The sequence below is a fragment of the Xanthobacter sp. 91 genome (genome assembly GCF_000702385.1).
GTDB classification, from domain to species: domain Bacteria; phylum Pseudomonadota; class Alphaproteobacteria; order Rhizobiales; family Xanthobacteraceae; genus Xanthobacter; species Xanthobacter aminoxidans.
Genome location: NZ_JNIB01000001.1, coordinates 4,384,063 through 4,408,301 on the forward strand (window position 1 = coordinate 4,384,063; position 24,239 = coordinate 4,408,301).

A 24,239-nucleotide genomic window follows, 5' to 3' on the forward strand; every position below is an offset into this window, starting at 1 on the left:
GCCCCCATGGCCGCCAAGCTTGATCATGGCGGGGACGACCTCGCCGAAAACCACGAGATCAATGTCACGCCGTTCATCGACGTGATGCTGGTACTGCTCATCATCTTCATGGTGGCGGCGCCCCTCGCCACGGTGGACGTGAAGGTGGACCTGCCCGCCTCCAACGCCCAGCCCCAGCCCCGCCCGGACAAGCCGCTGTTCCTTTCCGTCAAGAAGGACCTCACGCTGGCGCTGGGTGATGATCCCGTCACCCGTACCGGCCTCGGCGCCATGCTGGACGGGCGCACCAATGCCGACCGACAGCAGCGCGTGTTCGTGCGCGCCGACAAGACGGTGCCCTATGGCGATGTGATGGAGGTGATGAACCTCCTGCGTACCGCCGGCTATCTCAAGGTCGCCCTCGTCGGCCTCGAAGGCGGCGAACCCGCGCCGGCGACGCAGCCCGCGCCCGCTGTCACCCCGGCCTCTGCCGTCCCGCCCGCATCTGCCGGAGCCCCCGGAGCGGCCCGGTGAGCGCGGTTCACCACCACCACCACTGGCACGATTTCGACCGCTACCACCTGCGCAACATGATCCTGCGGCTCGCCGCGGGTGTGCTGCTGGTGGTCGCGCTCCATGCCGCCGCCGTCTATGTGGCGCTGAACTGGAACAAGGATGCGCCGGGCGAGCAGTCGCCGCCCGCCGCCATCATGATCGAGCTGGCGCCCATGGCGGTCAGTCAGCCGTCCCAGGAAGAAGTGGCGCCCGGCCCGCAGATGATCCAGGCGCCGGAACCCGTGCCTGATGCCAAGGAAGAGCCGGAGGAGGCCGAGCCGCCGCCGCCCGAGCCGCAGGTGACCGAGACGGTCGAGAAGATGCCGGAGACCCCGCCCGCACCGGCGGAGGCCGAGGTGGTGCTGCCCAAGCCCGAACCCAAGAAGGTGGAGGAGGAGAAGCCCCGGCCCAAGGAGGTGGAGAAGCCGAAGAAGGAGGCAAAGCCCACCCGTCGGCGGACCGCTCCCACCACCACCGCCGCGCCGCGCTCGGAGGCGCCCACCGCCCAGACCACCGCCGCTCCCTCGCCGGGTGCCGCGGCCGCCCGCTCGGCTGCGCTGGCGGACTGGAAATCGCGCGCCTTCGCCCATCTCAACCGCTTCAAACGCCCGCAGGGCTCGAACGTGGGGCGGCCGGGGATCAGCATCTCGATTTCCGGCTCGGGCGCGGTGACCGGCGTGTCTCTGGCGAGCTCCTCCGGCAATTCGGTGCTGGACCAGGAGGCGGTGGCCATGGCCCGGCGCGCCTCGCCCTTTCCCGCCCCGCCCGACGGCAAAGGCATGAGCTTCGGTGTGGCGATCAACTTCCGCAACTGAAGGAGACAACGGGCGCTCCGTCATGGCCGGGACAAGACCGGCCATGACGAAGGGGAGGGGACGAGGAGGGCCGCCCGCCAGCTGGCCTTCCTTCGTGCCGGTTCGCCCTGCTCCCGCCTGCCGTCCGCCCCCGCCAGCCCGGCCTTTCCCGCGGCCCCGAGCCCACACGCCGCACCAGCCGGCTTTGGACTTCACCTTCGCCCTGTGATAAGCGCAGGGTCCGCTCCGGCCGGGCGCCTGCCGCCCTTGTCCGGAGCCTCCACGCCATCACCGGAGACCTTCCCATGGCCTCGCAGGACGCGAACCGCTCCTCCGTCACGGAGGAAATGAACCGCTTCTTCACCGCCTCTCTCGCCGAGACCGATCCCGAGATCGCCGGCGCGGTGCAAGCGGAGCTGGGTCGCCAGCGGGACGAGATCGAGCTGATCGCCTCCGAGAACATCGTCTCGCGCGCCGTGCTCGAAGCGCAGGGCTCCGTGCTCACCAACAAGTATGCCGAGGGCTATCCGGGCAAGCGCTACTACGGCGGCTGCCAGTTCGTGGACGTGGCCGAGAATCTCGCCATCGAGCGCGCCAAGAAGCTGTTCGGCTGCGCCTTCGCCAACGTGCAGCCCAATTCCGGCAGCCAGGCGAACCAGGGCGTGTTCTTCGCGCTGCTCCAGCCGGGCGATACCTTCCTCGGCCTCAACCTCGCGGCCGGCGGGCACCTGACCCACGGCTCGCCGGTGAACATGTCCGGCAAGTGGTTCAAGCCGGTGCCCTACACCGTGCGCGAGGACGACCAGCGCATCGATTATGAGGCGGTGGCGCAGCTCGCCGACCAGCACAAGCCGAAGCTCATCGTGGCCGGCGGCTCCGCCTATCCGCGCGTCATCGACTTCGCCAAGATGCGCGCCATCGCCGATTCCGTCGGCGCGCTGCTGATGGTGGACATGGCGCATTTTGCGGGCCTCGTGGCTGGCGGCGCCCATCCGAGCCCGTTCCCGCACGCCCATGTGGTGACCACCACCACCCACAAGACCCTGCGCGGCCCGCGCGGCGGCATGATCCTCACCAATGACGAGGACATCGCCAAGAAGGTCAATTCGGCCATCTTCCCCGGCATCCAGGGCGGTCCGCTGATGCATGTCATCGCCGCCAAGGCGGTGGCCTTCGGCGAGGCGCTGCGGCCCGAGTTCAAGCTCTATGCGAAGAACGTGGTGGAGAACGCCAAGGCGCTCGCCGAGACCCTGAAGGGCCACGGCTTTGCCATCGTCTCCGGCGGCACCGATACCCACCTGATGCTGGTGGACCTGCGTCCCAAGCGCCTCACCGGCAAGGTCTCCGAGGCCGCGCTGGGTCGCGCCCACATCACCTGCAACAAGAACGGCATCCCGTTCGATCCCGAAAAGCCGTTCGTGACCTCCGGCGTGCGCCTGGGCACCCCGGCTGGCACCTCCCGCGGCTTCGGGGTGGCGGAGTTCCAGCAGGTGGGCAACCTCATCGCCGAGGTGCTCGACGTGCTCTCCCAGAAGGGCTCGGACGAGGACAGCCTCGTCGAGGCAGCCGTGCGCGAGAAGGTCTCGACGCTGCTCGCCCGCTTCCCCATCTATCCCTGAGGATTGACGACCGGGAAGGCGTGAAGGATGCGGTGCCCCTATTGCGGCGGCCTTGAGACGCAGGTGCGCGATTCCCGGCCGACGGAAGACAACACCGCCATCCGGCGCCGCCGCATCTGTCCCGATTGCGGCGGCCGCTTCACCACGTTCGAGCGGGTGCAGCTGCGCGAGCTGATGGTGCTCAAGCGCTCCGGACGGCGCGTGCCTTTCGAGCGGGAGAAGCTGGAGAAGTCCGTCAGCGTCGCCCTGCGCAAGCGGCCGGTGGACAATGAGCGCGTGGAGCGGATGCTCAACGGCATCGTGCGCCAGCTGGAAAGCGTCGGCGAGGGCGACATCACCTCCGAGACCATCGGCGAGATGGTCATGGAGGGGCTGAAGCAGATCGACGACGTGGCCTACGTTCGCTTCGCCTCGGTCTATCGCAACTTCCGCGAGGCCAAGGACTTCGAGAACGCCCTCGCCGAACTCTCCCACGAGGGGGAGCCCCGCGCCGACGATGCCGAGCCGGCGGTGGAAAAGGCGCGCGCCCGGCCCACGACCCCGCGGAGCGGGGAATGAGCGGCCGTCCGGTGCCATCCGCGCCCGTCCTTTCGCCGCGCGAGGACGAGCTGTTCATGGCCGAGGCGCTGAAGGTCGGCCAGACCGGCCTCGGCCGCACCTGGCCCAATCCCTCGGTTGGCGCCGTGGTGGTGCAGCATGTGGACGGCGTGCCGCGCGTCGTCTCCAGCGCCGCCACCGCCGCCACCGGCCGCCCCCATGCCGAGCCACAGGCGCTCGCCGCCGCCGGTGAGCTGGCGCGCGGTTCGACGCTCTATGTCACCCTGGAGCCCTGCTCCCACCACGGCCGCACGCCGCCTTGCGCCGATGCCGTCATCAATGCCGGTGTCGCCCGCGTGGTCGCCGCCATTGAGGACCCCGACCACCGGGTGAAGGGCAGGGGCGTCGCCCGCCTGCGCGCCGCCGGCATCTGGGTCACGGTGGGCGTCGGGGCGGAGCAGGCCCTGTCCGATCACGCCGGCCATATCCGCCGCGTCACCGAGGGCCGGCCGCATGTGCTGGTGAAGATGGCGGTCTCCGCCGACGGCAAGGCCGCCCATGCCGGGCCGAAGCCGGCCGTCGTGACTGGCGCCGAGGCACGGGCGCGGGCGCACCTCATGCGCGCCCATACGGATGCCATTCTCGTCGGCCTCGGCACCGTGCTCGCCGACGATCCCATGCTGACCTGCCGGCTGGAGGGCTTCGAGGCCCGCTCGCCGGTGCGCCTGGTGCTGGATGCCGAGCTGGACATCCCGCTCACGGCCGCGCTGGTGCGCACCGCCTGCGATGTGCCCTTGTGGGTGATCGCCGCCGAGGATGCGCCCGCCTACCGCGCCGCCGCCCTCAACGAGCGCGGCGTCGAAGTGCTGCGCGCGCCGCGCGGGGCGGATGGGCACATCAATATTCCGGCCGTGGTCAAGCTGCTGGGCCTGCTCGGCCTCACCCGCCTTATGGTGGAGGGGGGGCCGACCACCGCCGCCCGGTTCCTGGACGCAGGGGTGGTGGACGAGGTGGCGGTGTTCCGTAGCCCCGTCATTCTGGGGCCGGACGCTTACCCCGCCTTGGCCGGCCGTCCGCTCATTCGGCTGACCCAGCCGGTGGGATTTGCCGAGGTGGAGCGCACGGAACTCGGCGCTGACCACCTCGTCCGCTTGTGGAGACGCTGAGATGTTCACCGGCATCGTGACCGACATGGGCGACCTCGTGAAGGTCGAGCGGAAGGGCGAGGTGAAGACGCTCACCGTCGCCACCGACTTCGATGCGGCCGGCATCGATATCGGCGCCTCCATCGCCCATGCGGGCGTGTGCCTTACCGTCACCTCGGTGACGGCGGGCGGCCCCCGCGCCACCCTCTTCACCGTGGATGCGGCGCCCGAGACGCTGGCCATCACTACGGTCGCGGGCTGGAACGAGGGCCGGCGCATCAATCTGGAGCGCTCGCTCAAGATGGGTGACGAACTGGGCGGCCACATGGTGTCCGGCCATGTGGATTGCGTGGCGAAAGTGGTGTCGCGGGAGGATCTCGGCACCACCACGCGCTTCGTGTTCGAGGTACCAGAGAGACTGGCGCGCTTCGTCGCGGCCAAGGGCTCGGTGGCGCTCGACGGCACCTCGCTGACGGTCAACGAGGTGAACGGCAACACCTTCTCCTGCCTGCTCATTCCCCACACCCTCTCCGTCACCACCTGGGGTGGGGTGAAGGCCGGGGACACGGTGAATTTCGAGGCCGACCTGATGGCCCGTTATGCCGCCCGGCTTGCGGAGTTCCCTCGGGCCAGCTAGGCCTTCGGCCCAATTCCGGCGCGGTGCGCCGTCCAGATTTCGGAGAATGCCCATGGTCACGACGCGCAGGGAAACCGCCGTCGAAGCCGATGCCGCGCTTGAAGGCGCCCGCGTCGTCATCGTCGAAGGCCGCTATTACGAGGCGCTGGCCGACGAACTCCTCGCCGGCGCCCGCGCCGCGCTGGAGGCTGCCGGCGTCACGGTGGCGGTCATCACCGTGCCCGGGGCGCTGGAGATTCCCATCGCCGCCGAGATCGCCCTTGCCGCATACGAAGAGGGCGGCGAGCCGGTGGACGCGGTGGTGGGCCTCGGCGTGGTCATCCGCGGCGAGACCTTCCATTTCGACATCGTGGCCGGCGAATCCGCGCGCGGACTGATGGAACTGGGCATGGCCCACGCCCTGCCGGTGGGCAACGGCATCCTCACCGTGGACACCGAGGCGCAGGCCTGGGAGCGCGCCCGCGTCTCCGAGGGCAACAAGGGCGGCGGCGCCGCCGAGGCCGCGCTCAGCCTGCTGCGGCTGAAACGCCGGCTGGAAGCGTGACCGTCATGAGCGACCAAGCCAAAAGCCAGTCGAGCAGCCAGGCCGAAAAGACCGCGCCGCAGAAGCCCATGAAGAAGAGCGCAGCCCGCCTCGGCGCGGTGCAGGCGCTCTACCAGATGGACCTCGCCGCCACGCCCCTCAACGACGTGCTCGCCGAGTTCGAGAGCCACTGGCTCGGCCAGGAAGTGGAAGGCATCGAATTCCCCGAAGCCGACCGCCGGCTGTTCCGCTCGGTGGTGGAGGGCGTGCTGAACGCCCAGCGCCAGATCGATCCGTTGGTGGACGGCACCCTCTCCAAGGGCTGGCCGCTGAAGCGGGTGGAAGCGGTGCTGCGCGCCGTGCTGCGCGCCGGCGCCTTCGAGCTGATGGCGAAGGACCCGCCCGCCCGCGTGGTCATCACCGAATATGTGAATGTGGCCGGCGCCTTCCTCGACCGCGACGAGACCGGCATGGTGAATGCCGTACTCGATGCGCTGGCGCACGAGCTGCGGCCCGACGAATTCCGGGGCGCCTGAGAATGGAGGGCGGCGGCTCGGGCGAGGATCGCTTCATCGCCCGCTACTTCCGCCCCATCGCCGGGTCGCAGGGCGCGCTCGGCCTTCTGGACGATGCCGCGCTGCTGTCGCCACCCGAAGGCTGCGACCTTGTGCTGACCAAGGATGCAGTGGTCGCGGGGGTGCATTTCTTCCCCGACGATCCGCCCGCCGCCATCGCCCGCAAGGCGTTGCGGGTGAACCTCTCCGACCTCGCCGCCAAGGGCGCCGCGCCGATCGGCGCCTTGATGGCCATCGCCCTGCCCAAGGGCACGCCCGATGCGTGGATGGAAGCCTTCGCCGCCGGCCTCGGGGCCGATGCGGAGGCCTTCTCCTGCCCCATCCTCGGCGGGGACACGGTCTCCACCCCCGGCCCGGTGACGATCACCATCACGGCGCTGGGGGCCGTGCCCAAGGGTGAGTTCGTGCCGCGCACTGGGGCGCAGGCGGGCATGGCCATCTTCGTGTCCGGCACCATCGGCGACGCCGCCTTGGGCCTCCGGCTGCGGCAGGACGGCGATGCGCCGGCTTTCGCCGGGCTGTCCGGCGAGCAACGCGCGCATCTCCTCGACCGCTATCTCAATCCGCAACCGCGCCTTGCCCTTGCCCGCGTCCTGCGGCGGCATGCGGCGTCCGCCATGGATGTGTCGGACGGGCTCGCCGGCGACCTCGCCAAGATGCTCGCCGCCTCCGGCTGCGGCGGCAAGGTGGAGGCGCGGCGCGTACCCCTCTCAGTGGCGGCTGCCGCTGCGGTGAAGGCCGATCCGGGCCTGCTCGCGGTGGCCCTGTCGGGCGGCGACGATTATGAGATCCTTGCCTGCGTGCCCCATGCGGCCGTTCCCGCTTTCACGATCGAGGCGGCGCAGGCCGGCGTGCCCGTGGCGCTGATCGGCGAGACGCGGGAAGGCTCCGGCCTTGATGTGACCGACGCCGGTGGCCATCCGCTCGACCTCGGCAGCGGCAGCTACAGCCACTTCTGACCGACAAGCTCAGCCGAGCGCCACCAGCACCGCCCCCGCCGCGATGAGTGCGACGCCCAGCGCTGCCACCGCCGACAGCTTTTCGCCCAGGAAGATCACCCCGAACACCGCCACCAGCACGACGCTGAGCTTGTCCACCGGCGCCACGCGGGCGGCATCGCCCATCTTTAGCGCGCGGAAGTAGCACAGCCACGAGGCGCCGGTGGCAAGGCCCGAGAGCAGCAGGAAGAGCCAAGTCCGCCCCGACACGCTGGCGACCGGCTGCCACGACCCGCGCATTCCCGCGATGGCCGCCACCAGCGCGAGGATGACGACGGTGCGGATGAGGGTGGCGAAGTCGGAATCCACCCCCGCCACGCCCACCTTGGCGAAGATGGCCGTGAGCGCGGCGAAGGCGGCCGAGAGGACGGCCCAGAACACCCAGTTGGCGAGAAGCGACCGCGTCATGCCGGCTCCGATGGGATTTCCCGCGAGAATAGCGCCCCGGTGGTCGGAGGATAGCGGGCACGGATGCCGCACGCTCTTTCGCGGGCGGCAATCGGGGCTACCTTAAGGGAGAACGAATCCCCCGCTCAGTGAACGGCGCCCCGAGCCTCATGTCCGATCCCGGCTTCATCCACCTGCACGTCCATTCCTCCTATTCGCTGCTGGAGGGCGCGCTCTCCGTCGGCAAGCTGGCGGATCTGGCGAAGGCGGACTATCAGCCGGCCATCGCGCTCACCGACACCGGCAACCTGTTCGGCGCGCTTGAGTTCTCCGAGAAGATGTCGGGTTCGGGCATACAGCCCATTCCCGGCGTGTCGCTGGCGCTCGATCTGCCGGATGCGGCCGGGCCGCGCGGCGGCCTGCGGCCGAAGAAGCCCCGCGTGGTGCTGCTGGCCAAGGATGACGCGGGCTGGCGCAACCTGATGCGCCTCGTCTCCCGTTCCTTCCTCGAAACCGCGAGCGAGGACGAGCCGCGCATCCTGCCCGAATGGCTGGCCGAGGCGAACACCGGCCTCATCTGCCTCACGGGCGGCCCGTCCGGCCCGCTAGACCGCGCCATCGTCGGCGGCCATCCGGAGATGGCGGCCGACCGGCTGGATCTGCTCGCCTCCCTGTTCGGCGACCGGCTCTATGTGGAGGTGCAGCGCCACGGTGCGGATCCCGAGCGGCTGGCCGAGCCGGCGCTGCTTGAGCTTGCCTATGCCAAGGGCATTCCGCTGGTGGCGGCCAACGAACCCTTCTTCGCGGCCAAATCCGACTTCGAGGCCCATGACGGCCTCCTCGCCATCGCCGAGGGGCGTCTGCTCTCGGAAGGCGACCGGCGGCGGCTGACGGCGGAGCACCGCTTCAAGACCCGCGCCGAGATGCTGGAATTGTTCGCGGACCTGCCCGAGGCGACCGCCAACACGGTGGAGATCGCCAAGCGCTGCGCCTACCGCGTGCGCACGGTGAAGCCCATTCTGCCGCGCTTCACCACGGCGGATGAGAAGGCCGAGGGCTCCGACCCGCTGGAGGCAGAGGCCGCAGAATTGAAGCGGCAGGCGGAGGAGGGGCTCGCGGCCCGCCTCGCCAAGCACGGGCCGGCGCCGGGACTGGACGAGGCCGCCTATCACGAGCGCCTCGCCTACGAGGTCTCGGTTATCACCAAGATGAAGTTCCCCGGCTACTTCCTCATCGTGTCGGACTTCATCAAGTGGGCCAAGGCGCACGACATCCCGGTGGGGCCGGGGCGTGGCTCGGGCGCCGGCTCGCTGGTGGCCTACTCGCTCCAGATCACGGACCTTGATCCACTCCGGTTCGGCCTGCTCTTCGAGCGCTTCCTGAACCCGGACCGCGTGTCCATGCCCGACTTCGACGTGGACTTCTGCCAGGAGCGCCGCGACGAGGTGATCCGCTATGTGCAGGAGCGCTACGGCCGCGCGCAGGTGGCGCAGATCATCACCTTCGGTACGCTCCAGGCGCGCGGCGTGCTGCGCGACGTGGGGCGCGTGCTGGAGATGCCCTATGGGCAAGTGGACAAGCTGTGCAAGCTCGTCCCGCAGAACCCGGCCAATCCCGTCACCCTGAAGCAGGCCATCGAGGACGAGCCGCGCCTTCAGGCGGCGCGCGACCAGGAAGAGGTGGTCAAGCGCGCCTTCGACATCGCGGTGAAGCTGGAGGGGCTGAACCGCCACGCCTCCACCCACGCCGCCGGCATCGTGATCGGCGATCGCCAGCTCCATGAGCTGGTGCCGCTCTATCGCGATCCCAGATCCGACATGCCGGTCACCCAGTACAACATGAAATGGGTGGAGCAGGCCGGCCTCGTGAAGTTCGACTTCCTCGGCCTCAAGACGCTCACCACCATCGAGAAGGCGGTGAAGCTGGTGCACCAGCGGGGCATCGAGCTCGATATCTCCAAGATCCCGCTCGACGATCCCAAGACCTACCACATGCTCGGCAAGGGCGAGACGGTGGGCGTGTTCCAGGTGGAAAGCGCGGGCATGCGCCGGGCGCTGGTGGACATGAAGGCCGACCGCATTGAGGACATCGTGGCCCTCGTCGCGCTCTACCGGCCGGGCCCCATGGCCAACATCCCGGTCTATTGCGACTGCAAGCACGGTCGGGCGACGCCGGACTATCTCCACCCCATGCTGGAGCCGTACCTGAAGGAGACGTTCGGCGTCATCATCTATCAGGAACAGGTGATGCAGATCGCCCAGGCCATGGCGGGCTATTCGCTGGGCGAAGCCGACCTGCTGCGCCGCGCCATGGGCAAGAAGATCCGCGCCGAGATGGAGAAGCAGCGCGAGCGCTTCGTCTCTGGCGCCGCCGGGCGGGGCATCGAGAAGGCGCAGGCCGACACCATCTTCGACCTGCTCGCGAAGTTCGCCGACTACGGCTTCAACAAGTCCCACGCGGCGGCCTATGCGCTGGTGGCCTACCAGACGGCATGGCTGAAGGCGAACTACCCCACCGAGTTCCTCGCCGCCTCCATGACGCTCGATAAAGGCAACACCGACAAGCTCGCGGAATTCCGGCAGGAGGCGCAGCGGCTCGGCATCGAGGTGGTGCCGCCGAACATCAACCTGTCCGCCCGCGAGTTCGGCGTGAAGGACGGCAAGATCATCTACGCCATGGCCGCCATCAAGGGCGTGGGCGAGGCGGCAGTGGACGCGCTGGTGGCGGCGCGGGGCGACCGGCCGTTCCGCTCGTTCGGCGACTTCGCGGCGCGGCTGCCGGTGAAGCTCGTCAACAAGCGCACGCTGGAAAGCCTGATGGCTGCCGGCTGCTTCGATGTGCTGGAGAAGAACCGCGCCCGCGCCTTCGCCGCCATCGAGCCCATCGTGGCCGAGGCGCAAAGGGTGGAGGCCAATGCCCAGTCCGGCCAGAACGACATGTTTGGCTCCGGCCCGGCCGCGGCGGCCTCCCTCCCCATTCCCGAGGCGTCGCCCTGGCTGCCCTCGGAGCGGTTGCAACGGGAATATGATTCCATCGGCTTCTTCCTCACCGGCCATCCGCTGGACGACTATGCCGAGGCGCTGAAGAAGATGCGGGTGCAGTCCTTTGCCGACTTCTCCCGCGCCGTGCGCTCCGGCGCGGCGGCCGGGCGGCTGGCGGCGACGGTGGTTTCCAAGCAGGAGCGGCGCACCAAGTCCGGCACGCGCATGGGCATCGTTGGGCTCTCGGACCCCTCGGGGCACTACGAGGCGGTGATCTTCTCCGAGGGCCTCGCGCACTACCGCGACCTGCTGGAGCCCGGCACTCCGCTGCTCATGATGGTCGCCGCCGAGATGAACGGCGAGGATGTGCGCGTGCGCATCAATTCCTGCGAGAAGCTCGATCCCGTCACGGCGAAGCACCAGAAGGGCCTGCGCATCTTCCTGCGCTCGCCCGAGCCCATCGAGGGCATCGCGCGCCGCCTGTCGGACGGAAAGACGGGGGGCAGCGGGGCCGGCGAGGTGAGTCTGATCCTGCTGGTCGACGACGCCCATGCCGAGGTGGAGGTAAGTTTGCCCGGCAAATATTCCGTGTCGCCGCAGATTGCCGGGGCCATCAAGGCCATTCCCGGTGTCGTGGCGGTTGAAGCCGCGTGACGGTGCGTCTATCAGACCTTCCGTAAGCGGCGGGAGCGGGCGGCCCTGTCGTTCAAGGAGCCTTCCGTGACGACATACAAGCGCGCCGTTCTGGTGCTGGGCATGCACCGCAGCGGCACATCGGCGCTCACCCGCATCATCAACCTGATGGGCTTTTCGGCCCCGAAGACCCTCATGGCCGCCACCGAAGCCAATGAGGCCGGCTTCTGGGAGAGCGAGGTCTTCATGGACCTCGACGAACGCATCCTGAAGGCCTGCGGCCACAAATGGTCCTCCCGCAAGGTGATGGGCGGGGACGTGATGGCGGCGGCCCGCAGCTCGGGCCTTCTCGATGAGGTGCGCCGCGCGCTCGCCGACGAATACGGCGATGCGCCCGACATCGTTCTCAAGGACCCCCGCATTTCCCGTCTCATGGCCATCTATGACCCGGTGCTGAAGAAGGCGGGCTACCGCATCGTGCCGTTTCTCGCCCTGCGCAACCCGGTGGAGGTGGCCGCCTCCCTCACCAAGCGGGACGGCTTCGACCTCGGCAAGGGGCTCGGCATCTGGCTGCGCTACACGCTCGATTCCGAGATCGCGACGCGCGGCATGCCCCGCACCGTCATCTCGTTCGACGGTCTGATGGCCGACTGGCGCGGCACCATGGATCGCGCCGGGCGCCAACTGGGCGAACACTGGCCCGAGCTTCCGCTGGAAAGCCTCGCCGAGATCGACGGCACGCTGAAGCCGAGCCTGCGCCACCACGCGCTGCCGCCGCCCTCCCGCACCACCTGGCGGGGCCTGCTCGCCGCGCAGACATTCGACGCCATGCAGCGGCTGATGGTCGATCCGCAGGATCGCGCGGCTTGCCGCCGCCTCGATCTGGTCCGGGCGGTGTTCCGGCCCCTCTGACTTTCCGGTGCGCGGACGGATGCGTTTCGCGCTATGAAGCCGCAAACGCATCGAACATCCGCGAGCATCTGGGGGCACCATGGTTTCGGACCGGGACGTGGCACGGCGTGTCGCCATCGCGTGCATCGTCATCGCGCTCGCATGGCTGTCGTGGAAGATCTACGACGTCATCCTCCAGGTGTTCGCCGCCTGCCTCGTCTCCCTGGCGCTCCATGCGCTTGCCGAGCCCTTCGCCAAGTGGACGCGCTTTCCCGAGCGGTATGCGGTGATCCCCGTGGGGATCCTCGTCTTCGGCGGGCTCGGGCTCGCGCTCTACCTGTTCGGCTCCACCATCCAGGTGCAGGTGACGCAGCTGGTGAATGAGCTGCCCTCGGCCTGGGCCGAATTCGAGCAGCGTTTCCATCTGGAAGGTCTCGGCGACGATCTCCTCAAGCGGGCGGAGGCGGCGGCACCCTCCAGCGACACGCTTCTCTCGGTCGTGCAGGGCTTCACGTCCAACCTGTTCCAGGTGGTTCTGGGCGTGTTCCTGGTGGTGGTGGGCGGCATCTATTTCGCCGTCTCGCCGGAGCTTTACCGCCGCATGTTCCTGTCACTGTGGCGCCCCTCCGAGCGTCCGACGGCGGCGCGGCAGCTCGCGATGGTGTCGGAGGACCTCAGGCACTTCCTCAAGGCGCAGCTCATCGCCATGGTGGTGGTGGGCGTGCTCACCTTCATCGGCCTCACCATCGTGGGCGTGCCTTCCTCGCTGGCCTTGGCCCTGTTCGCCGGTCTCGCCGAATTCGTGCCGATGATCGGCCCGGTGATGGCGGCCGCCCCGGCGGTGCTGATCGCGCTGACCATGGGCGCGGACACCGGGCTTTGGACGCTTCTGGTCTTCGTCGGCGTGCAGCAGGCGGAGAGCAACATCATCACGCCGCTGCTGCAGCAGCGCATGGTGTCCCTCCCGCCGGCGGTGACGCTGTTCGCGGTGGTGGCGTTCGGCAGCATTTTCGGCGCGTTGGGCGTGGTGCTGGCGACCCCGCTGACCGTGGTCGCCTTCGCCGCCTTCAAGGCGCACAGCGAGCAGGTCGCCGAGGAGGACGCCGCGGCCTGAGGTCGCCGCCGTCCCCACTTAGTTCGGCAGCACCAGCCGCCCCGCCGCCCGATCATAGCGCCACATGGCGCCGGCGCAGATGCGCGTGCCGCCGAGATGGCGCTCCACCCCATTGTTGGCCGCGTGGTCGAAGGCGCCCTTGAGCGCAGCCGACCCGGCCGCCGTGAGGGAGACCTCGGCCGCAGCATAGGCCCGATAGCTGCGCTCCGCGGCGCCATCCTCGCCGGGCGTGAAACTCAGGCTCGGCGCCTCGCTGGAGCGGAAGGGCAGGCCGGTGACGAGCGGCTCATGGGCGAAGGCGAGGCCGTCGAGGCGCAGGAAGAAGGGCAGGTCGGCCAGGAACTGCGCCTGATCCATGGAATGGACCGCCGCATAGAGGTGCGCCACCTTCATCGGCCCACCGGCCAGATGCCGCAGCATCCGCTCCTCGGTCAGCGACAGGCCACTGCCCGGCGCCGGCAGCTCGCAGACGAGGCGGGAGAGGGCGGGCGACAGGTAGGGCAGCGCCTCGTGCGGGCGTTCGAGGAAGGTGGACAGCGGGCGCGGCGTCGGCGCGGTGAACGCCTCCCACGCCTGTCGCGCGGTCTCCATCTGGACATGGGTGACGGGAGTGCGCTGCGCTTCAAGGGCGCGCAGGTCCTCAAGCTCCATCACGGCGAGGTAGTGGGAGGCCTGGACCAGGCTCACCCCCATGCGCTCGGGCTCATGGGCGAGGTAGTCGAGGATCTGGATCAGCTGGAGCTGGTCGTAGAGATCGTGCTCGAACCACAGCTCCACTTCGCCATAGGCCGAATGCACCTCCATCTGCGCGTCGCGATGGGCGAAATCGGCCCGGACCTCGTCGAACGGCAGACCCAGGGCGGAAGAGAGGAAGTCGGCCCTGACGTCGGAGACGTCGTCGAGCAGGGTGGCGGCGGGCACCGGCCCGTCATGCAGCATGTCCCGCCACGGGATGATATGGCCCTTGATCCCCGCCTCGCGCAGGCGCTCGGCCGCGCTGTCGCCGTTGGTCACGATGAGCTTCGGCATGCTGATGCCCTCGGGTTGTCGACGCAGCGGTCTCGCCGCAGCCGTCTCGTTCATCCCCCCGTCGGCCGGCTCTCGCGACCGTCAGCCCCAGCTTCACCCGCGACCGCGATAGGGCGCAACCCCCGTGTCGGGAAGCCAGGCGCCCTCCGGCAGCTTACCCGTTTGCCAGAACACGTCGATGGGAATGCCGCCGCGCGGATACCAATAGCCGGCAATGCGCAGGAAGCGCGGCTCCAGCAGCGTCACCAGCCTTTTGCCCACCGCAACCGTGCAATCCTCGTGGAACGCGCCATGGTTGCGGAAGCTGCCCAGATAGAGCTTGAGCGACTTGGATTCCACGAGGTGCAAATTGGGCACGTAGTCGATGACGAGATGGGCGAAATCAGGCTGGCCCGTCACCGGGCAGAGCGATGTGAACTCGGGGCAGGTGAAGCGCGCCACGTAATCGGCATCGGGATGGGGATTGGGCACGCGGTCGAGCACCGCCTCCTCGGGGGACGGGGGCAGGGCGCTCTGGGCGCCGAGCTGCAACGGGCGGTCGGTCATCACGCTTCCTTGGGAATGGATCGGCGGCATAGCTTTCGGGCCGGCAATGTTCAACCGCCGTCGGGCGGTTTTGCGACCGATCACCTCTTTGCGATCAAGCCCCTTCGCATCAGCGAAGGTTCGCGCTAGAAGCACGGCGCCTGGAGGGCGCCTCGCCTTCCACTCCCGGGGGCGGGCGAGGTTGAAGGGTGAGGGGGTCCGTCACGGCCCCGCGGGCAGCCGTCAGGCCGCCGCCGCTCGCCGCCGCGGGACGCCCACGCGGGACACCAAGGGAAGGGACCTTCATGACCGCCATCGTGGATATCATCGGCCGCGAGATTCTCGACAGCCGCGGCAATCCCACCGTCGAGGTGGACGTGGTGCTGGAAGACGGCTCCCTCGGCCGCGCCGCGGTCCCCTCGGGTGCCTCGACCGGCGCCCACGAGGCGGTCGAGCTGCGCGACGGCGACAAGAGCCGCTATCTCGGCAAGGGCGTGTCCAAGGCCGTGGACGCGGTGAACGGCGAGATCTTCGACGCCGTCGGCGGCTACGAGGCCGAGGACCAGGCCCACATCGACGCCGTGCTGCTCGGTCTCGACGGCACCCCCAACAAGGCCCGCCTCGGCGCCAACGCCATCCTCGGCGTGTCGCTGGCGGTGGCCAAGGCCGCCGCGCAGGCGAGCGGCCTGTCGCTCTACCGCTATGTGGGCGGCGTGAACGCCCGCGTGCTGCCGGTGCCCATGATGAACATCGTCAATGGCGGCGCCCATGCGGACAACCCCATCGACTTCCAGGAATTCATGATCCTGCCCGCCGGCGCCTCCTCCTTCGCCGAGGGCCTGCGCTGGGGCGCGGAGATCTTCCACACGCTGAAGAGCGGCCTGAAGAGCGCCGGCCACAACACCAACGTGGGTGACGAGGGCGGCTTCGCCCCCAACCTCGCCTCCGCCGAGGCGGCGCTGGACTTCGTGATGGGCGCCATCGAGAAGGCCGGCTTCAAGCCGGGCGACGACGTGTTCATCGGTCTCGACTGCGCCTCCACCGAGTTCTTCAAGGACGGCGCCTATCACTATGAAGGCGAGGGCAAGGTGCGCGACATCGAGGCCCAGGTGAAGTACCTGGCCCAGCTCGTCGCCGGCTATCCCATCGTCACCATCGAGGACGGCATGGCCGAGGACGACTGGGCCGGCTGGAAGCTGCTCACCGACACCATCGGCTCCAAGTGCCAGCTGGTGGGCGACGACCTGTTCGTCACCAATGTCGAGCGCCTGTCGCGCGGCATCAAGGACGGCGTCGGCAACGCCATCCTCGTGAAGGTGAACCAGATCGGCTCCCTCACCGAGACGCTGGACGCGGTGGAAATGGCCCACAAGGCCGGCTATCGCGCTGTCATGTCCCACCGCTCCGGCGAGACCGAGGATTCCACCATCGCCGACCTCGCGGTGGCGACGAACTGCGGGCAGATCAAGACCGGCTCGCTCGCCCGCTCGGACCGCACCGCCAAGTACAACCAGCTGCTGCGCATCGAACAGGAACTGGGCGACTCGGCCCGCTACGCCGGCAAGGCCGCGATCAAGTCGCTGGCCTGATCCCTCCGTGCCGCGCGCGTGCGCGGCCGGGACGGAAATACGAAAGGCCGCCGCGGGCTTGGGCTCGCGGCGGCCTTTTTTATTGTCCCCCTCAGTCGTCGCCGCGCACGGCGATGGGATCGCTGTCGGGGAAGCTCTCCTCCAGCGCCTCGTCCAGCCGCGCGCTGATCTCGGCCTGTTCGTCGCGCACATCGGCGGCGCGCTTGAGGGCGACGAGCTGGGTGAGCAGCGCATCGCGCCGCTGCGCCAGATCCGTCATGGAGCGGCCGGCGGCCTCGGCTTCCACGCCGGCCACAAGCGCGGCCTGAAGCTCCGGTGTCATGGCCGGGGCGCCGAGGTCGTCCCACCACGTTTCCACCGCCGGCAGCAGGTGGTGCATGAACTGTCCGAGCCCGCCCGCGCCGCCGCCGAGATGGAAGGTCATGTGCTGGCCCATGAGCGCCCAGCGCAGGCCGGGGCCCTCGGACACGGCGGCGTCCACATCCTCCACCGAGGCGACGCCCTCCGCCACCAGATGGATCGCCTCGCGCCACAGGGCCGCCTGCAGGCGGTTCGCCACATGGCCGGGCACTTCCTTGCGGATCTCGATGGGGTGCTTGCCGAGCCAGCGGTAGAAGGCCATGGCCCGGGCGATGGCGTCGCGGCTCGCATGGGCACCGCCCACCACCTCCACCAGCGGGATGAGATGGGGCGGGTTGAAGGGATGGCCGATGAGGCAGCGCTCGCGGTGGCGGCAGCCCTCAGAGATGCGGCTGGCCAGCAGGCCGGAGGACGATGAGGCGATCACCACCTCCGGTGGCAATACTGCATCAAGGGCGGGAAACAGCTTCTGCTTCACCTCGTAGCGCTCGGGCGCATTCTCCTGCACGAAATCGGCGCCCTCCACCGCGGCCACCGGGTCCGGCTCGAAGCGCCACGCGGTGGGGTCGATCCAGTCCTCGCCGCCGAGCTGGGACAGCACCGGCCAGGCCCCGGAAATCAGCGCCTGCGTCGCCTCCCGCGCGCCCGGGGCGGGATCGCTCACCACCACTTCCAGCCCGCGCGAGAGGAAGAGCGCGGCCCAGCTGGCCCCGATGGTGCCGGCCCCGATCACGGCGACGCGGCGGATGGGGGGATTGAGATGGGACATGGTGCGGCTCCGGAGCGGCAGGGGAGATGCACCGTTCTAGCAGCATGCGGATGTGCGCTGCACCGCTCTAGAGGTATGCCAGGATTGTCCCGACGTTTGCCCTTAGCGCGGCAACTGCGTGACCAGCGCCTCCACGCCCATCCAGATGATCTGGACGCCGATGGCGAACAGAATGAAGGCGAACAGGCGCACCAGCACGTTGGTGCCGGTCTTGCCCAGCACCCGCTCCAGCGTGGGCGCCTCGCGAAACGAGAAATACACCGTCAGCGACACCGCCAGGAGCCCGGCCAGCGCGCCGAGCACGCTGGAAAGCTGAAAGAGAGGATCGGTCTTCCAGGTGGGCGTATGGCCGGCCGCGAGTGCCACCGTCGCGGCGATGGAGCCGGGGCCGACCGTCAGGGGGAGCGTGAGGGGATAGAAGGCTTGGTCCTGCGCGTGCGCCTCATCCAGTTCCACGCCCTTCGCCTTGCCGGGGGCGTTCTCGTCCTCGTGCAGGATATTCCAGCCCACCACCGCTACCACCAGCCCGCCCGCGACCCGCAGCACCGGCAGCGAAATGCCGAAGAACAGGAGAATCTGCGCGCCGATGGCCAGCGACCCGAACAGCAGCAGGAAGCCGTAGATCGCCACGCTGCGCGCGATGCGCTCGCGCACCTGTGGCGAGCAGCGGCGCACGAAGGTGAGGAAGATGGGCGCCGTGCCGAGCGGGTTCACGATAGGAAAGAGCGCCGCGAACACGGTGATGAAGATGTTGACCGCGTTGGTCAGATGCATCCGGCCCCCCTGCGCGGTGCCTTGCCCCGGCTCTAGTCCTCGATGCGCTCCCAGCCATGGGGCGAGAGGCGCTCCTGCGGCAGGAAGCGGCGCTTGTAGTCCATCTTCCGCGACCCCTGCACCCAATAGCCCAGATAGACGTAAGGCAGGCCCATCTGCCGCGCCCGCGTCACATGATCGAGGATCAGGTAGGTGCCCAGCGAGCGGTCCTGCGCCAGCGGGTTGTAGAAGGAATAGACCATGGAGAGGCCATCGGAGAGGATGTCGGTGAGGGCCACCGCCATCAGGTCTCCGGTGCCGCGCTCGAGGATGCGGCTGTCCGGCCCGCGCTTGCGGTATTCCACCAGCCGGGTGTGGACGTGGGTGTCCTCCACCATCATGGCGTAGTCGAGCACGCTCATGTCCGCCATGCCGCCGGTGCCGTGGCGGGAGGTCACGTAGGTGCGGAACAGGCTGTATTGCTCGGAGGTGGGCGTGGGCGGCTTCACCTGCCCCACGATGTCGGCGTTGTGCGCCTGCACCCGCCGGAAGCTGCGGCTCTCCTGGAAATCCGCCACGCAGATGCGCACCGAGACGCAGGCCTTGCAGCCCTCGCAGGCGGGGCGATAGGCGATGGACTGGCTGCGACGGAATCCACCCTGCGTCAGCACGTCGTTGAGCGCGGCCGCGCGGTCGCCGACGAGGTGGGTGAACACCTTCCGCTCCTCCCTGCCCGGGAGGTAGGGGCAGGGGGAGGGCGCCGTCAGATAGAATTGTGGTGTGTCGCGGGGGTGCTCACTCACGGGGATCTGGCCTCTGAACCAGGATCATCGCGCCTGCGTGCAGGCCCGTCAAAGGCGCAGTCGCCGGGAGGGTGAAATTTCAGCGGATGCGGCGCAGCGCCTCGGCCCGATCGGCGCTGTTGATGACCACCGTGCCGCAGAGAAAATCGTGCAGCAGCCGGCGCCGGTCGTTGAACAGGCCCACCAGCAGCACGAACGGGGTCAGCACCGAAACCGACACCCAGAAGCACACCGCGCGCACCCCGCCGAGCAGCGCGTAGCAGGGCGCGCCGTACCAGGTGCGCAGCTCGATCTCCATGAGTCGCATGCCGAGGGTGGCGGAGGCGGGCGCGCCGAGGGTGAAGGCATAATAGGCCACGGCCCACACGATGAAGACCGGTCCGGTCAGCCAGAACAGCAGCCAGCCGAGGCCCAGCGTCACGATGCCGAACACGAACACGAACACGCCGAACAGGACCACCGGCCCGATGACCATCAGCGCATCCACGAGAAAGGCGATGATGCGGCGGGAGAGGACGCCCTCGAACAGTTCGGGCTGCGTCACCGGATCGAACGCGTGCGGCCGATAGGCGATATCGGTGTCGGCAGGCTCGCGGGACGTGTCGCCGGTGGTGCTCATGGCAATGCAACTCCTTCAGCACGCAAACGTGGTGACGACGCGCGGGCGACGCAAGGGGACGCAATGACCGGGAGAGCAGGAGGGGGAGAGGATAGGCTGGCCGGCGGGGAGCGGGCGGGGAGGCCTCCCGCGACGCTCACCCACCGGCCAAACCCCACGGACCCAGGAGATGCGGCGGACCTGAGCACTCCGTAGGGTTGTCTGGCAGCGAAAGGGCCTCTGGACCGGCATGGCCGGCCGCGCACCTTCCGCCTCGCATCTGGAAGCCACGAAGACTAGCACAACGGGGCGAAAGGAAAAGCCGGTGATTCGGCCGTCCCCACCTCATCCGCCCGTGTACTGTCGCACCGTTTCAAGGAAGCGCGCCACCGAGATGGGCTTGGAGAGATAGGCCTCGCAGCCGCCGGCGCGGATGCGCTCCTCGTCGCCCTTCATGGCGAAGGCGGTGACGGCCACCACGGGGATGGCGCGCAGTTCGGGATCGGCCTTCAGCTTGCGGGTGACATCGAGGCCGGAAATCTCCGGCAGCTGGATGTCCATGATGATGAGGTCCGGCCGGTTGGCGCGGGCCAGCTCCACCGCCTCCACGCCGGAGCGCGTCTCTACCGTGCGATAGCCGTGCGCCTCCAGGAGATCGTGGAAGAGCTTCATGTTGAGCTCGTTGTCCTCCACGATCATCACCGTCTTGGTCATCGCGTCCCCCGAAACCCGGCCCGACTTCGCCGCATCCTGCCACCCTTCGCAGCACGCGGCGAACGTGCTGGAATGCCGCCGACAGCTAGACCCCAATCCTTGCGGAAGCGCAAATGCCCATTCAGGACAAACCAAGGGGCCTCAAGGCCCAGCGTGATGCGGCGCAGGAGGTGGCGGTTTCCGCCCTCTCCTTCATCGCCGCCGATGGCGAGCGCCTCGTGCGATTCCTCGCCGAGACCGGCCTCACCCCCGCTAACCTGCGCGAGGCGGCGGGCCGGCGCGATTTCGGCGCCGGCGTGCTCGCCTTCGTGCTCAACGACGAGCCCCTTCTCCTTGCCTTCGCCGCCGAAAAGGGTCTCGATCCGCGCCATGTGGCCGCTGCCCACGAGATCCTCTCGCCGCCCATCGACCCGGACGCCATCGTCCGCCGTCCCATGTAGCCGGCGGCGCGGGCCGTCCCCAAAGCCATGACCGCGCCCGGCCTCTGCCGAGACTGCCTTTCGGACGTTTCCGCCGCTGCCGGGTCGCGCGGCCTGCGGTGCGTCGCCTGCGGCAGCCCGCGGGTGGTGCGGCATGGCGAACTGCACAGCCTCAGCGTCGCCCATGTGGATTGCGACGCCTTCTACGCGGCGGTGGAAAAACGGGACAATCCCGACCTCGCGCACGTCCCGCTCATCATCGGCGGCGGCAAGCGCGGGGTGGTCTCCACCGCCTGCTACATCGCCCGCATCCACGGCGTGCGCTCGGCCATGCCCATGTTCAAGGCGCTGGCCCTGTGCCCGGATGCGGTGGTGCTGAAGCCCAACATGGAGAAATACGTGAAGGTCGGCCGCGAGGTGCGCGCCCGCATGAAGGCGCTGACCCCGCTGGTGGAGCCGCTCTCCATCGACGAGGCCTTCCTTGATCTCTCGGGCACGCAGGCCCTGCATCAGGCCAGCCCCGCGCTGACGCTCGCGCGCTTCGCCCGCGATGTGGAGCGGGAGGTGGGCATCACCGTCTCGGTGGGGCTCGCGGCCAACAAGTTCCTCGCCAAGATCGCCTCCGACCTCGACAAGCCGCGCGGTTTCTCGGTGATCGGCCAGAGCGAGGCGGCGGAATTCCTGGCGCCACGCCCTGTCACCTTCATCTGGGGGGTGGGGGCGGCCTTCGGCGGCAAGCTGGCGAGGGATGGCTTTTCCACCATCGGCGATCTCCAGCGCGCCGAACCAGCCGACCTCGCCCGCCGCTATGGCGCGGAGGGCCTGCGGCTCTCGCGCCTCGCCTTCGGCCTCGACACCCGCAAGGTGGAGCCGGAGCGGGAGGCGAAGAGCGTGTCCGCCGAGACGACATTCGACCGCGACATCGGCGCCCTGCGCCCGCTGGAGCAGACGCTCTATGCACTCTCCGAGGAAGTGAGCGACCGCCTGAAGCGCTCCGGCATCGCCGGACGCTCCGTGACCCTGAAGCTGAAGAGCGCCGATTTCCGCCTGCGCACCCGCTCGCGCACGCTGGAGGCCCCGACCTGCCTTGCCGCCCGCATCAACGCGGCCGCCCATGAGCTGCTGGTGAAGGAGACGGACGGAACGCTGTTCCGTCTGATCGGCGTCGGCGTCTCGGACCTTTGCCCCATCGCCGATGCCGACCCGGCCGATCTCGTGGACACCACCAGCCAGCGCCTCAAGGCCACCGAGACCGCCATGGATGCGCTGCGGGCGAAGTTCGGCCGCGGCGCGGTCTCGCGCGGCATCCTCCTCGATGCCACGACCGATCGCCGCGACAGAAAGCGGTGACGGCTCTCACGCCGCTGACACCGCGAAGGCGGAACGCGGAAGGCACCCGGGCGCATTCCTCTTCATGAGGACGCGCCATGAACCACGTGATCGGTATCATCCGAGAGGCAGAAAGCGGGTTTCGACTGAGTTTCCCCGACTTTCCCGGGCTTCAGGCGGATGGTGACGGTGGACCGGCAGCAGCGGTTCAGCGGTCCACCGACGACTTGTAGACCCAGCCGCGCTTATCGCCGGTCGAGACCTCGCACCAGCTCTTGCACGAATAGAGCTTCACCTTCGTGCCCCCCTCCAGCGTGCCGATGGCCGAGGCCGAGCGGCGTGGGCCGGAGCGGAGCGTGACCGCCGAGCGGATGCGGGCGGATGTGGCGGAGTCGTCGTCGGACGCCGCGGTGTCGGCAGAGGCCATCTTCACAGGTCGGGGCGCGGGCAGCGGCGCGGCGGCGTCGGGCGGGGTGCGTTCGGCCACCGTCTCCGCGGCGCTCGCCGGGAGGGTCTCCTCATCCGTGTCGTTGACGGGCTCAAGGAAGGCAGGTCGGGAAAAGTCGGCGGCCGTCGGCCCGGCTTCGGCCGGAACAGGGGCGGCAGTCTCCCCGCCAGCGCCGAGAATGGAGGCCACCTTGATGGCCGACTGGCCGTGCCCTGCGTCTGCGATGCGCTTGGGTTGAGCTGGCGTCGCGGGTTTCGGTGCTGTCTTTGCGGCTGCGCTGGCAGGGGCGGCGAGGGGGGGAGCTGGTGTCGGCTGGGTGGGAACGGCTGCGGCCTGTGAGGTGTCGGAACGCGGAGAAACAAGATTGTAAGCCAGCAAACCACCCATGCCGAAGATCAGCACCGCAGCGGAAACGCCGAGCACCCGCCAGAGCATAAGCCCGTCGCGGCGTTTGGAACTGCGGCGGGGGCGGCTGCCGGCACCGATGCGGGCCGGAATGGTGGGGCGCTGGTTCTGCGCGGTTTCTGTGCGATAGCGCATCGGGTATTCGGGGCGAGTGGCCTCGAAATCATCCCGGCTGAGTGCCGCAAGTCCAGGGCGAGCCATCGAATTCACCTCCCAACGGAGCCTCCCGTGCCAGCACTGGCGGGTGGCGGCGTTGAAGACACTCACGGCCGAACCATCCCATGACCCGATGGTCCCTGCCGAACTCCTTGTATTGGCCGTGCTTTTCGCACTCGCGGCCATCGCCGACGCATTCGTCGCCGAGCGGCGTGCATCCTCACGCCATTCTGTAGTTGCGACCAAGTACAGCGTACGAAGTATTGCCGCAAGGTACTACCGCAAACAGAGCGGCAGACCTTCATCGCCAATTGCGGCCGTTATTTGCCCTTGCGGCATAACTTGCTGCGTTGCGGCGGCGCTGTCCAGCCCAAGCCTGTCATTTTTGCGCAAACGGATACTGGCTGCGCCCGTGCCGCAAAGGCGGGCGTGCGGAAAGCCTGACGCTGCGTCATCATGCTCCAGCACCGCGAGGGGGCAGACATGTTCGACCCGACCACACTCACCGGCCTGCACACCTGGATCAGCCTGATCGCCATCATTCTCGGGATTCCGGTCACGCTCGCCCTGATGCGGGGCGAACGGGCCGGGGCGGGGATCACCGCCGCCTTTCTCGCTCTCGCCTTTCTCACGAGTGCGACCGGCTTTCTCTTTCCGTTCTCGGGGGTGAAGCCGTCGCACGTGGTGGGCGCCATCGCGCTTCTGGTGGTGCTGGTGGCCACCTATGCGCTCTACGGTGCCGGCCGTGCCGGCGTGTGGCGCCCGGTCTATGCGGCCGCTGCCGTGGCCAGCCTCTATTTCCTGGTGTTCGTGGCCGTCGCGCAGGCGTTCGCCAAGGTGCCGGCGCTGGCGGCTTTGGCGCCCACCCAGTCGGAGCCGCCGTTCGCCATCGCGCAGGGCGTGGTGCTGCTGGCCTTCGTGATCGTGGGAACGCTGGCCGCGCGCGCCCGGCCAGCCTCTGCGCCGGCTTGAGG

Annotated in this window: 25 protein-coding genes; 16 read left to right on the plus strand and 9 right to left on the minus strand. The window is 68.9% G+C overall.

Annotated features, from left to right (window positions below):
- Positions 1–6: 6 nt before the first annotated feature.
- The 9 genes from exbD to thiL all read left to right on the plus strand — a co-directional run bounded on the left by exbD (position 7) and on the right by thiL (position 7,323).
- A complete protein-coding gene (exbD, locus tag A37E_RS0120470) occupies positions 7–513 on the plus strand; it encodes a TonB system transport protein ExbD (protein ID WP_038193467.1) in 507 nt (168 codons plus the stop codon).
- Entirely contained in the window at positions 510–1,349 is an 840-nt protein-coding gene (locus tag A37E_RS0120475) for a TonB family protein (RefSeq protein ID WP_051679220.1), read from the plus strand. Before exbD ends, A37E_RS0120475 begins: the two co-directional genes overlap by 4 nt.
- A 284-nt stretch (positions 1,350–1,633) precedes the next feature.
- On the plus strand, positions 1,634–2,947 hold the full coding sequence (gene glyA, locus A37E_RS0120480; protein WP_081837705.1) for a serine hydroxymethyltransferase: 1,314 nt from the start codon (positions 1,634–1,636) through the stop codon (positions 2,945–2,947).
- Positions 2,948–2,974: 27 nt separating this feature from the next.
- Positions 2,975–3,505 carry a transcriptional regulator NrdR gene (gene nrdR, locus A37E_RS0120485; RefSeq protein ID WP_029558331.1) on the plus strand — a complete coding sequence of 177 codons (531 nt, stop codon included), beginning with the start codon at positions 2,975–2,977 and terminating at the stop codon, positions 3,503–3,505.
- Complete coding sequence (gene ribD, locus A37E_RS0120490; protein WP_029558332.1) at positions 3,502–4,650, plus strand: bifunctional diaminohydroxyphosphoribosylaminopyrimidine deaminase/5-amino-6-(5-phosphoribosylamino)uracil reductase RibD; 1,149 nt, start codon at positions 3,502–3,504, stop codon at positions 4,648–4,650. Before nrdR ends, ribD begins: the two co-directional genes overlap by 4 nt.
- 1 nt (position 4,651) lies before the next feature.
- Complete coding sequence (locus tag A37E_RS0120495) at positions 4,652–5,266, plus strand: riboflavin synthase (RefSeq protein WP_029558333.1); 615 nt, start codon at positions 4,652–4,654, stop codon at positions 5,264–5,266.
- Between the two features lie 52 nt (positions 5,267–5,318).
- A complete protein-coding gene (ribH, locus tag A37E_RS0120500) occupies positions 5,319–5,810 on the plus strand; it encodes a 6,7-dimethyl-8-ribityllumazine synthase (RefSeq protein ID WP_029558334.1) in 492 nt (163 codons plus the stop codon).
- A gap of 5 nt (positions 5,811–5,815) precedes the next feature.
- Positions 5,816–6,325, plus strand: coding sequence for a transcription antitermination factor NusB (gene nusB / locus A37E_RS0120505; RefSeq protein WP_029558335.1), 510 nt, complete (start codon positions 5,816–5,818; stop codon positions 6,323–6,325).
- Between the two features lie 2 nt (positions 6,326–6,327).
- On the plus strand, positions 6,328–7,323 hold the full coding sequence (gene thiL, locus A37E_RS0120510; RefSeq protein WP_029558336.1) for a thiamine-phosphate kinase: 996 nt from the start codon (positions 6,328–6,330) through the stop codon (positions 7,321–7,323).
- Between the two features lie 9 nt (positions 7,324–7,332).
- On the opposite strand, the gene A37E_RS0120515 is transcribed toward thiL, so the two are convergent.
- Positions 7,333–7,770, minus strand: a complete 438-nt coding sequence (locus A37E_RS0120515) for an EamA family transporter (protein WP_029558337.1) — start codon at positions 7,768–7,770, stop codon at positions 7,333–7,335.
- Between the two features lie 149 nt (positions 7,771–7,919).
- Here A37E_RS0120515 and dnaE point away from each other — a divergent pair, with 149 nt between their 5' ends.
- The 3 genes from dnaE (at position 7,920) to A37E_RS0120530 (ending at position 13,368) form a co-directional block, all read left to right on the plus strand.
- The gene (gene dnaE, locus A37E_RS0120520; protein WP_029558338.1) at positions 7,920–11,384 is read left to right on the plus strand and encodes a DNA polymerase III subunit alpha; all 3,465 of its coding nucleotides are present in this window, start codon (positions 7,920–7,922) and stop codon (positions 11,382–11,384) included.
- A 66-nt stretch (positions 11,385–11,450) separates the two neighbouring features.
- Entirely contained in the window at positions 11,451–12,275 is an 825-nt protein-coding gene (locus tag A37E_RS0120525) for a sulfotransferase family protein (protein ID WP_051679221.1), read from the plus strand.
- 97 nt (positions 12,276–12,372) lie between these two features.
- Entirely contained in the window at positions 12,373–13,368 is a 996-nt protein-coding gene (locus A37E_RS0120530; protein ID WP_197023020.1) for an AI-2E family transporter, read from the plus strand.
- 18 nt (positions 13,369–13,386) lie between these two features.
- On the opposite strand, the gene A37E_RS0120535 is transcribed toward A37E_RS0120530, so the two are convergent.
- Positions 13,387–14,397 (minus strand): DUF1835 domain-containing protein, encoded by a 1,011-nt coding sequence (locus A37E_RS0120535; RefSeq protein WP_038193471.1) that lies wholly within the window; start codon positions 14,395–14,397, stop codon positions 13,387–13,389.
- A gap of 93 nt (positions 14,398–14,490) precedes the next feature.
- Positions 14,491–14,943 carry a preQ(1) synthase gene (gene queF, locus A37E_RS0120540; RefSeq protein WP_029558343.1) on the minus strand — a complete coding sequence of 151 codons (453 nt, stop codon included), beginning with the start codon at positions 14,941–14,943 and terminating at the stop codon, positions 14,491–14,493.
- Positions 14,944–15,227: 284 nt separating this feature from the next.
- Between queF and eno the strand changes: the two genes are divergently transcribed.
- Positions 15,228–16,511: a phosphopyruvate hydratase gene (gene eno, locus A37E_RS0120545; protein ID WP_029558344.1), complete on the plus strand. Its 1,284-nt coding sequence runs from the start codon at positions 15,228–15,230 to the stop codon at positions 16,509–16,511.
- 91 nt (positions 16,512–16,602) lie between these two features.
- Here eno and A37E_RS0120550 read toward each other — a convergent pair whose 3' ends face one another.
- The 5 genes from A37E_RS0120550 to A37E_RS0120570 form a co-directional block, all read right to left on the minus strand.
- Positions 16,603–17,640: a 3-hydroxyacyl-CoA dehydrogenase NAD-binding domain-containing protein gene (locus A37E_RS0120550; RefSeq protein ID WP_029558345.1), complete on the minus strand. Its 1,038-nt coding sequence runs from the start codon at positions 17,638–17,640 to the stop codon at positions 16,603–16,605.
- Between the two features lie 102 nt (positions 17,641–17,742).
- Entirely contained in the window at positions 17,743–18,414 is a 672-nt protein-coding gene (locus A37E_RS0120555; RefSeq protein WP_029558346.1) for a MarC family protein, read from the minus strand.
- Between the two features lie 32 nt (positions 18,415–18,446).
- A complete protein-coding gene (locus A37E_RS0120560; protein WP_029558347.1) occupies positions 18,447–19,196 on the minus strand; it encodes an arginyltransferase in 750 nt (249 codons plus the stop codon).
- A gap of 79 nt (positions 19,197–19,275) precedes the next feature.
- Entirely contained in the window at positions 19,276–19,815 is a 540-nt protein-coding gene (locus A37E_RS0120565) for an RDD family protein (RefSeq protein WP_156026392.1), read from the minus strand.
- 324 nt (positions 19,816–20,139) lie between these two features.
- Positions 20,140–20,508, minus strand: coding sequence for a response regulator (locus A37E_RS0120570; RefSeq protein WP_024279231.1), 369 nt, complete (start codon positions 20,506–20,508; stop codon positions 20,140–20,142).
- A gap of 113 nt (positions 20,509–20,621) precedes the next feature.
- On the opposite strand from A37E_RS0120570, the gene A37E_RS0120575 reads away from it, so the two are divergent.
- Together A37E_RS0120575 and A37E_RS0120580 are read left to right on the plus strand one after the other, a co-directional pair.
- On the plus strand, positions 20,622–20,948 hold the full coding sequence (locus A37E_RS0120575) for a DUF3572 domain-containing protein (protein WP_029558349.1): 327 nt from the start codon (positions 20,622–20,624) through the stop codon (positions 20,946–20,948).
- Between the two features lie 27 nt (positions 20,949–20,975).
- Positions 20,976–22,277, plus strand: a complete 1,302-nt coding sequence (locus A37E_RS0120580; protein ID WP_038193475.1) for a DNA polymerase IV — start codon at positions 20,976–20,978, stop codon at positions 22,275–22,277.
- Positions 22,278–22,464: 187 nt separating this feature from the next.
- On the opposite strand, the gene A37E_RS26620 is transcribed toward A37E_RS0120580, so the two are convergent.
- A complete protein-coding gene (locus A37E_RS26620) occupies positions 22,465–23,310 on the minus strand; it encodes an SH3 domain-containing protein (RefSeq protein ID WP_197023021.1) in 846 nt (281 codons plus the stop codon).
- 438 nt (positions 23,311–23,748) lie between these two features.
- Here A37E_RS26620 and A37E_RS0120590 point away from each other — a divergent pair, with 438 nt between their 5' ends.
- Entirely contained in the window at positions 23,749–24,237 is a 489-nt protein-coding gene (locus A37E_RS0120590) for a hypothetical protein (protein ID WP_029558352.1), read from the plus strand.
- Positions 24,238–24,239: the final 2 nt, after the last annotated feature.

Bases quoted from the DNA above. Each gene is read 5' to 3' on its own strand.
- A37E_RS0120550 (WP_029558345.1), bottom strand. From the start codon at position 17,640: ATGTCCCATCTCAATCCCCCCATCCGCCGCGTCGCCGTGATCGGGGCC.
- A37E_RS0120515 (WP_029558337.1), bottom strand. From the start codon at position 7,770: ATGACGCGGTCGCTTCTCGCCAACTGGGTGTTCTGGGCCGTCCTCTCG.
- nrdR (WP_029558331.1), top strand. From the start codon at position 2,975: ATGCGGTGCCCCTATTGCGGCGGCCTTGAGACGCAGGTGCGCGATTCC.
- nusB (WP_029558335.1), top strand. From the start codon at position 5,816: ATGAGCGACCAAGCCAAAAGCCAGTCGAGCAGCCAGGCCGAAAAGACC.
- exbD (WP_038193467.1), top strand. From the start codon at position 7: ATGGCCGCCAAGCTTGATCATGGCGGGGACGACCTCGCCGAAAACCAC.
- ribH (WP_029558334.1), top strand. From the start codon at position 5,319: ATGGTCACGACGCGCAGGGAAACCGCCGTCGAAGCCGATGCCGCGCTT.
- A37E_RS26620 (WP_197023021.1), bottom strand. From the start codon at position 23,310: ATGGCTCGCCCTGGACTTGCGGCACTCAGCCGGGATGATTTCGAGGCC.
- A37E_RS0120570 (WP_024279231.1), bottom strand. From the start codon at position 20,508: ATGACCAAGACGGTGATGATCGTGGAGGACAACGAGCTCAACATGAAG.
- queF (WP_029558343.1), bottom strand. From the start codon at position 14,943: ATGACCGACCGCCCGTTGCAGCTCGGCGCCCAGAGCGCCCTGCCCCCG.
- A37E_RS0120575 (WP_029558349.1), top strand. From the start codon at position 20,622: ATGCCCATTCAGGACAAACCAAGGGGCCTCAAGGCCCAGCGTGATGCG.
- ribD (WP_029558332.1), top strand. From the start codon at position 3,502: ATGAGCGGCCGTCCGGTGCCATCCGCGCCCGTCCTTTCGCCGCGCGAG.
- A37E_RS0120555 (WP_029558346.1), bottom strand. From the start codon at position 18,414: ATGCATCTGACCAACGCGGTCAACATCTTCATCACCGTGTTCGCGGCG.
- thiL (WP_029558336.1), top strand. From the start codon at position 6,328: ATGGAGGGCGGCGGCTCGGGCGAGGATCGCTTCATCGCCCGCTACTTC.
- A37E_RS0120565 (WP_156026392.1), bottom strand. From the start codon at position 19,815: ATGAGCACCACCGGCGACACGTCCCGCGAGCCTGCCGACACCGATATC.
- A37E_RS0120580 (WP_038193475.1), top strand. From the start codon at position 20,976: ATGACCGCGCCCGGCCTCTGCCGAGACTGCCTTTCGGACGTTTCCGCC.
- dnaE (WP_029558338.1), top strand. From the start codon at position 7,920: ATGTCCGATCCCGGCTTCATCCACCTGCACGTCCATTCCTCCTATTCG.
- eno (WP_029558344.1), top strand. From the start codon at position 15,228: ATGACCGCCATCGTGGATATCATCGGCCGCGAGATTCTCGACAGCCGC.
- A37E_RS0120535 (WP_038193471.1), bottom strand. From the start codon at position 14,397: ATGCCGAAGCTCATCGTGACCAACGGCGACAGCGCGGCCGAGCGCCTG.
- A37E_RS0120495 (WP_029558333.1), top strand. From the start codon at position 4,652: ATGTTCACCGGCATCGTGACCGACATGGGCGACCTCGTGAAGGTCGAG.
- glyA (WP_081837705.1), top strand. From the start codon at position 1,634: ATGGCCTCGCAGGACGCGAACCGCTCCTCCGTCACGGAGGAAATGAAC.
- A37E_RS0120590 (WP_029558352.1), top strand. From the start codon at position 23,749: ATGTTCGACCCGACCACACTCACCGGCCTGCACACCTGGATCAGCCTG.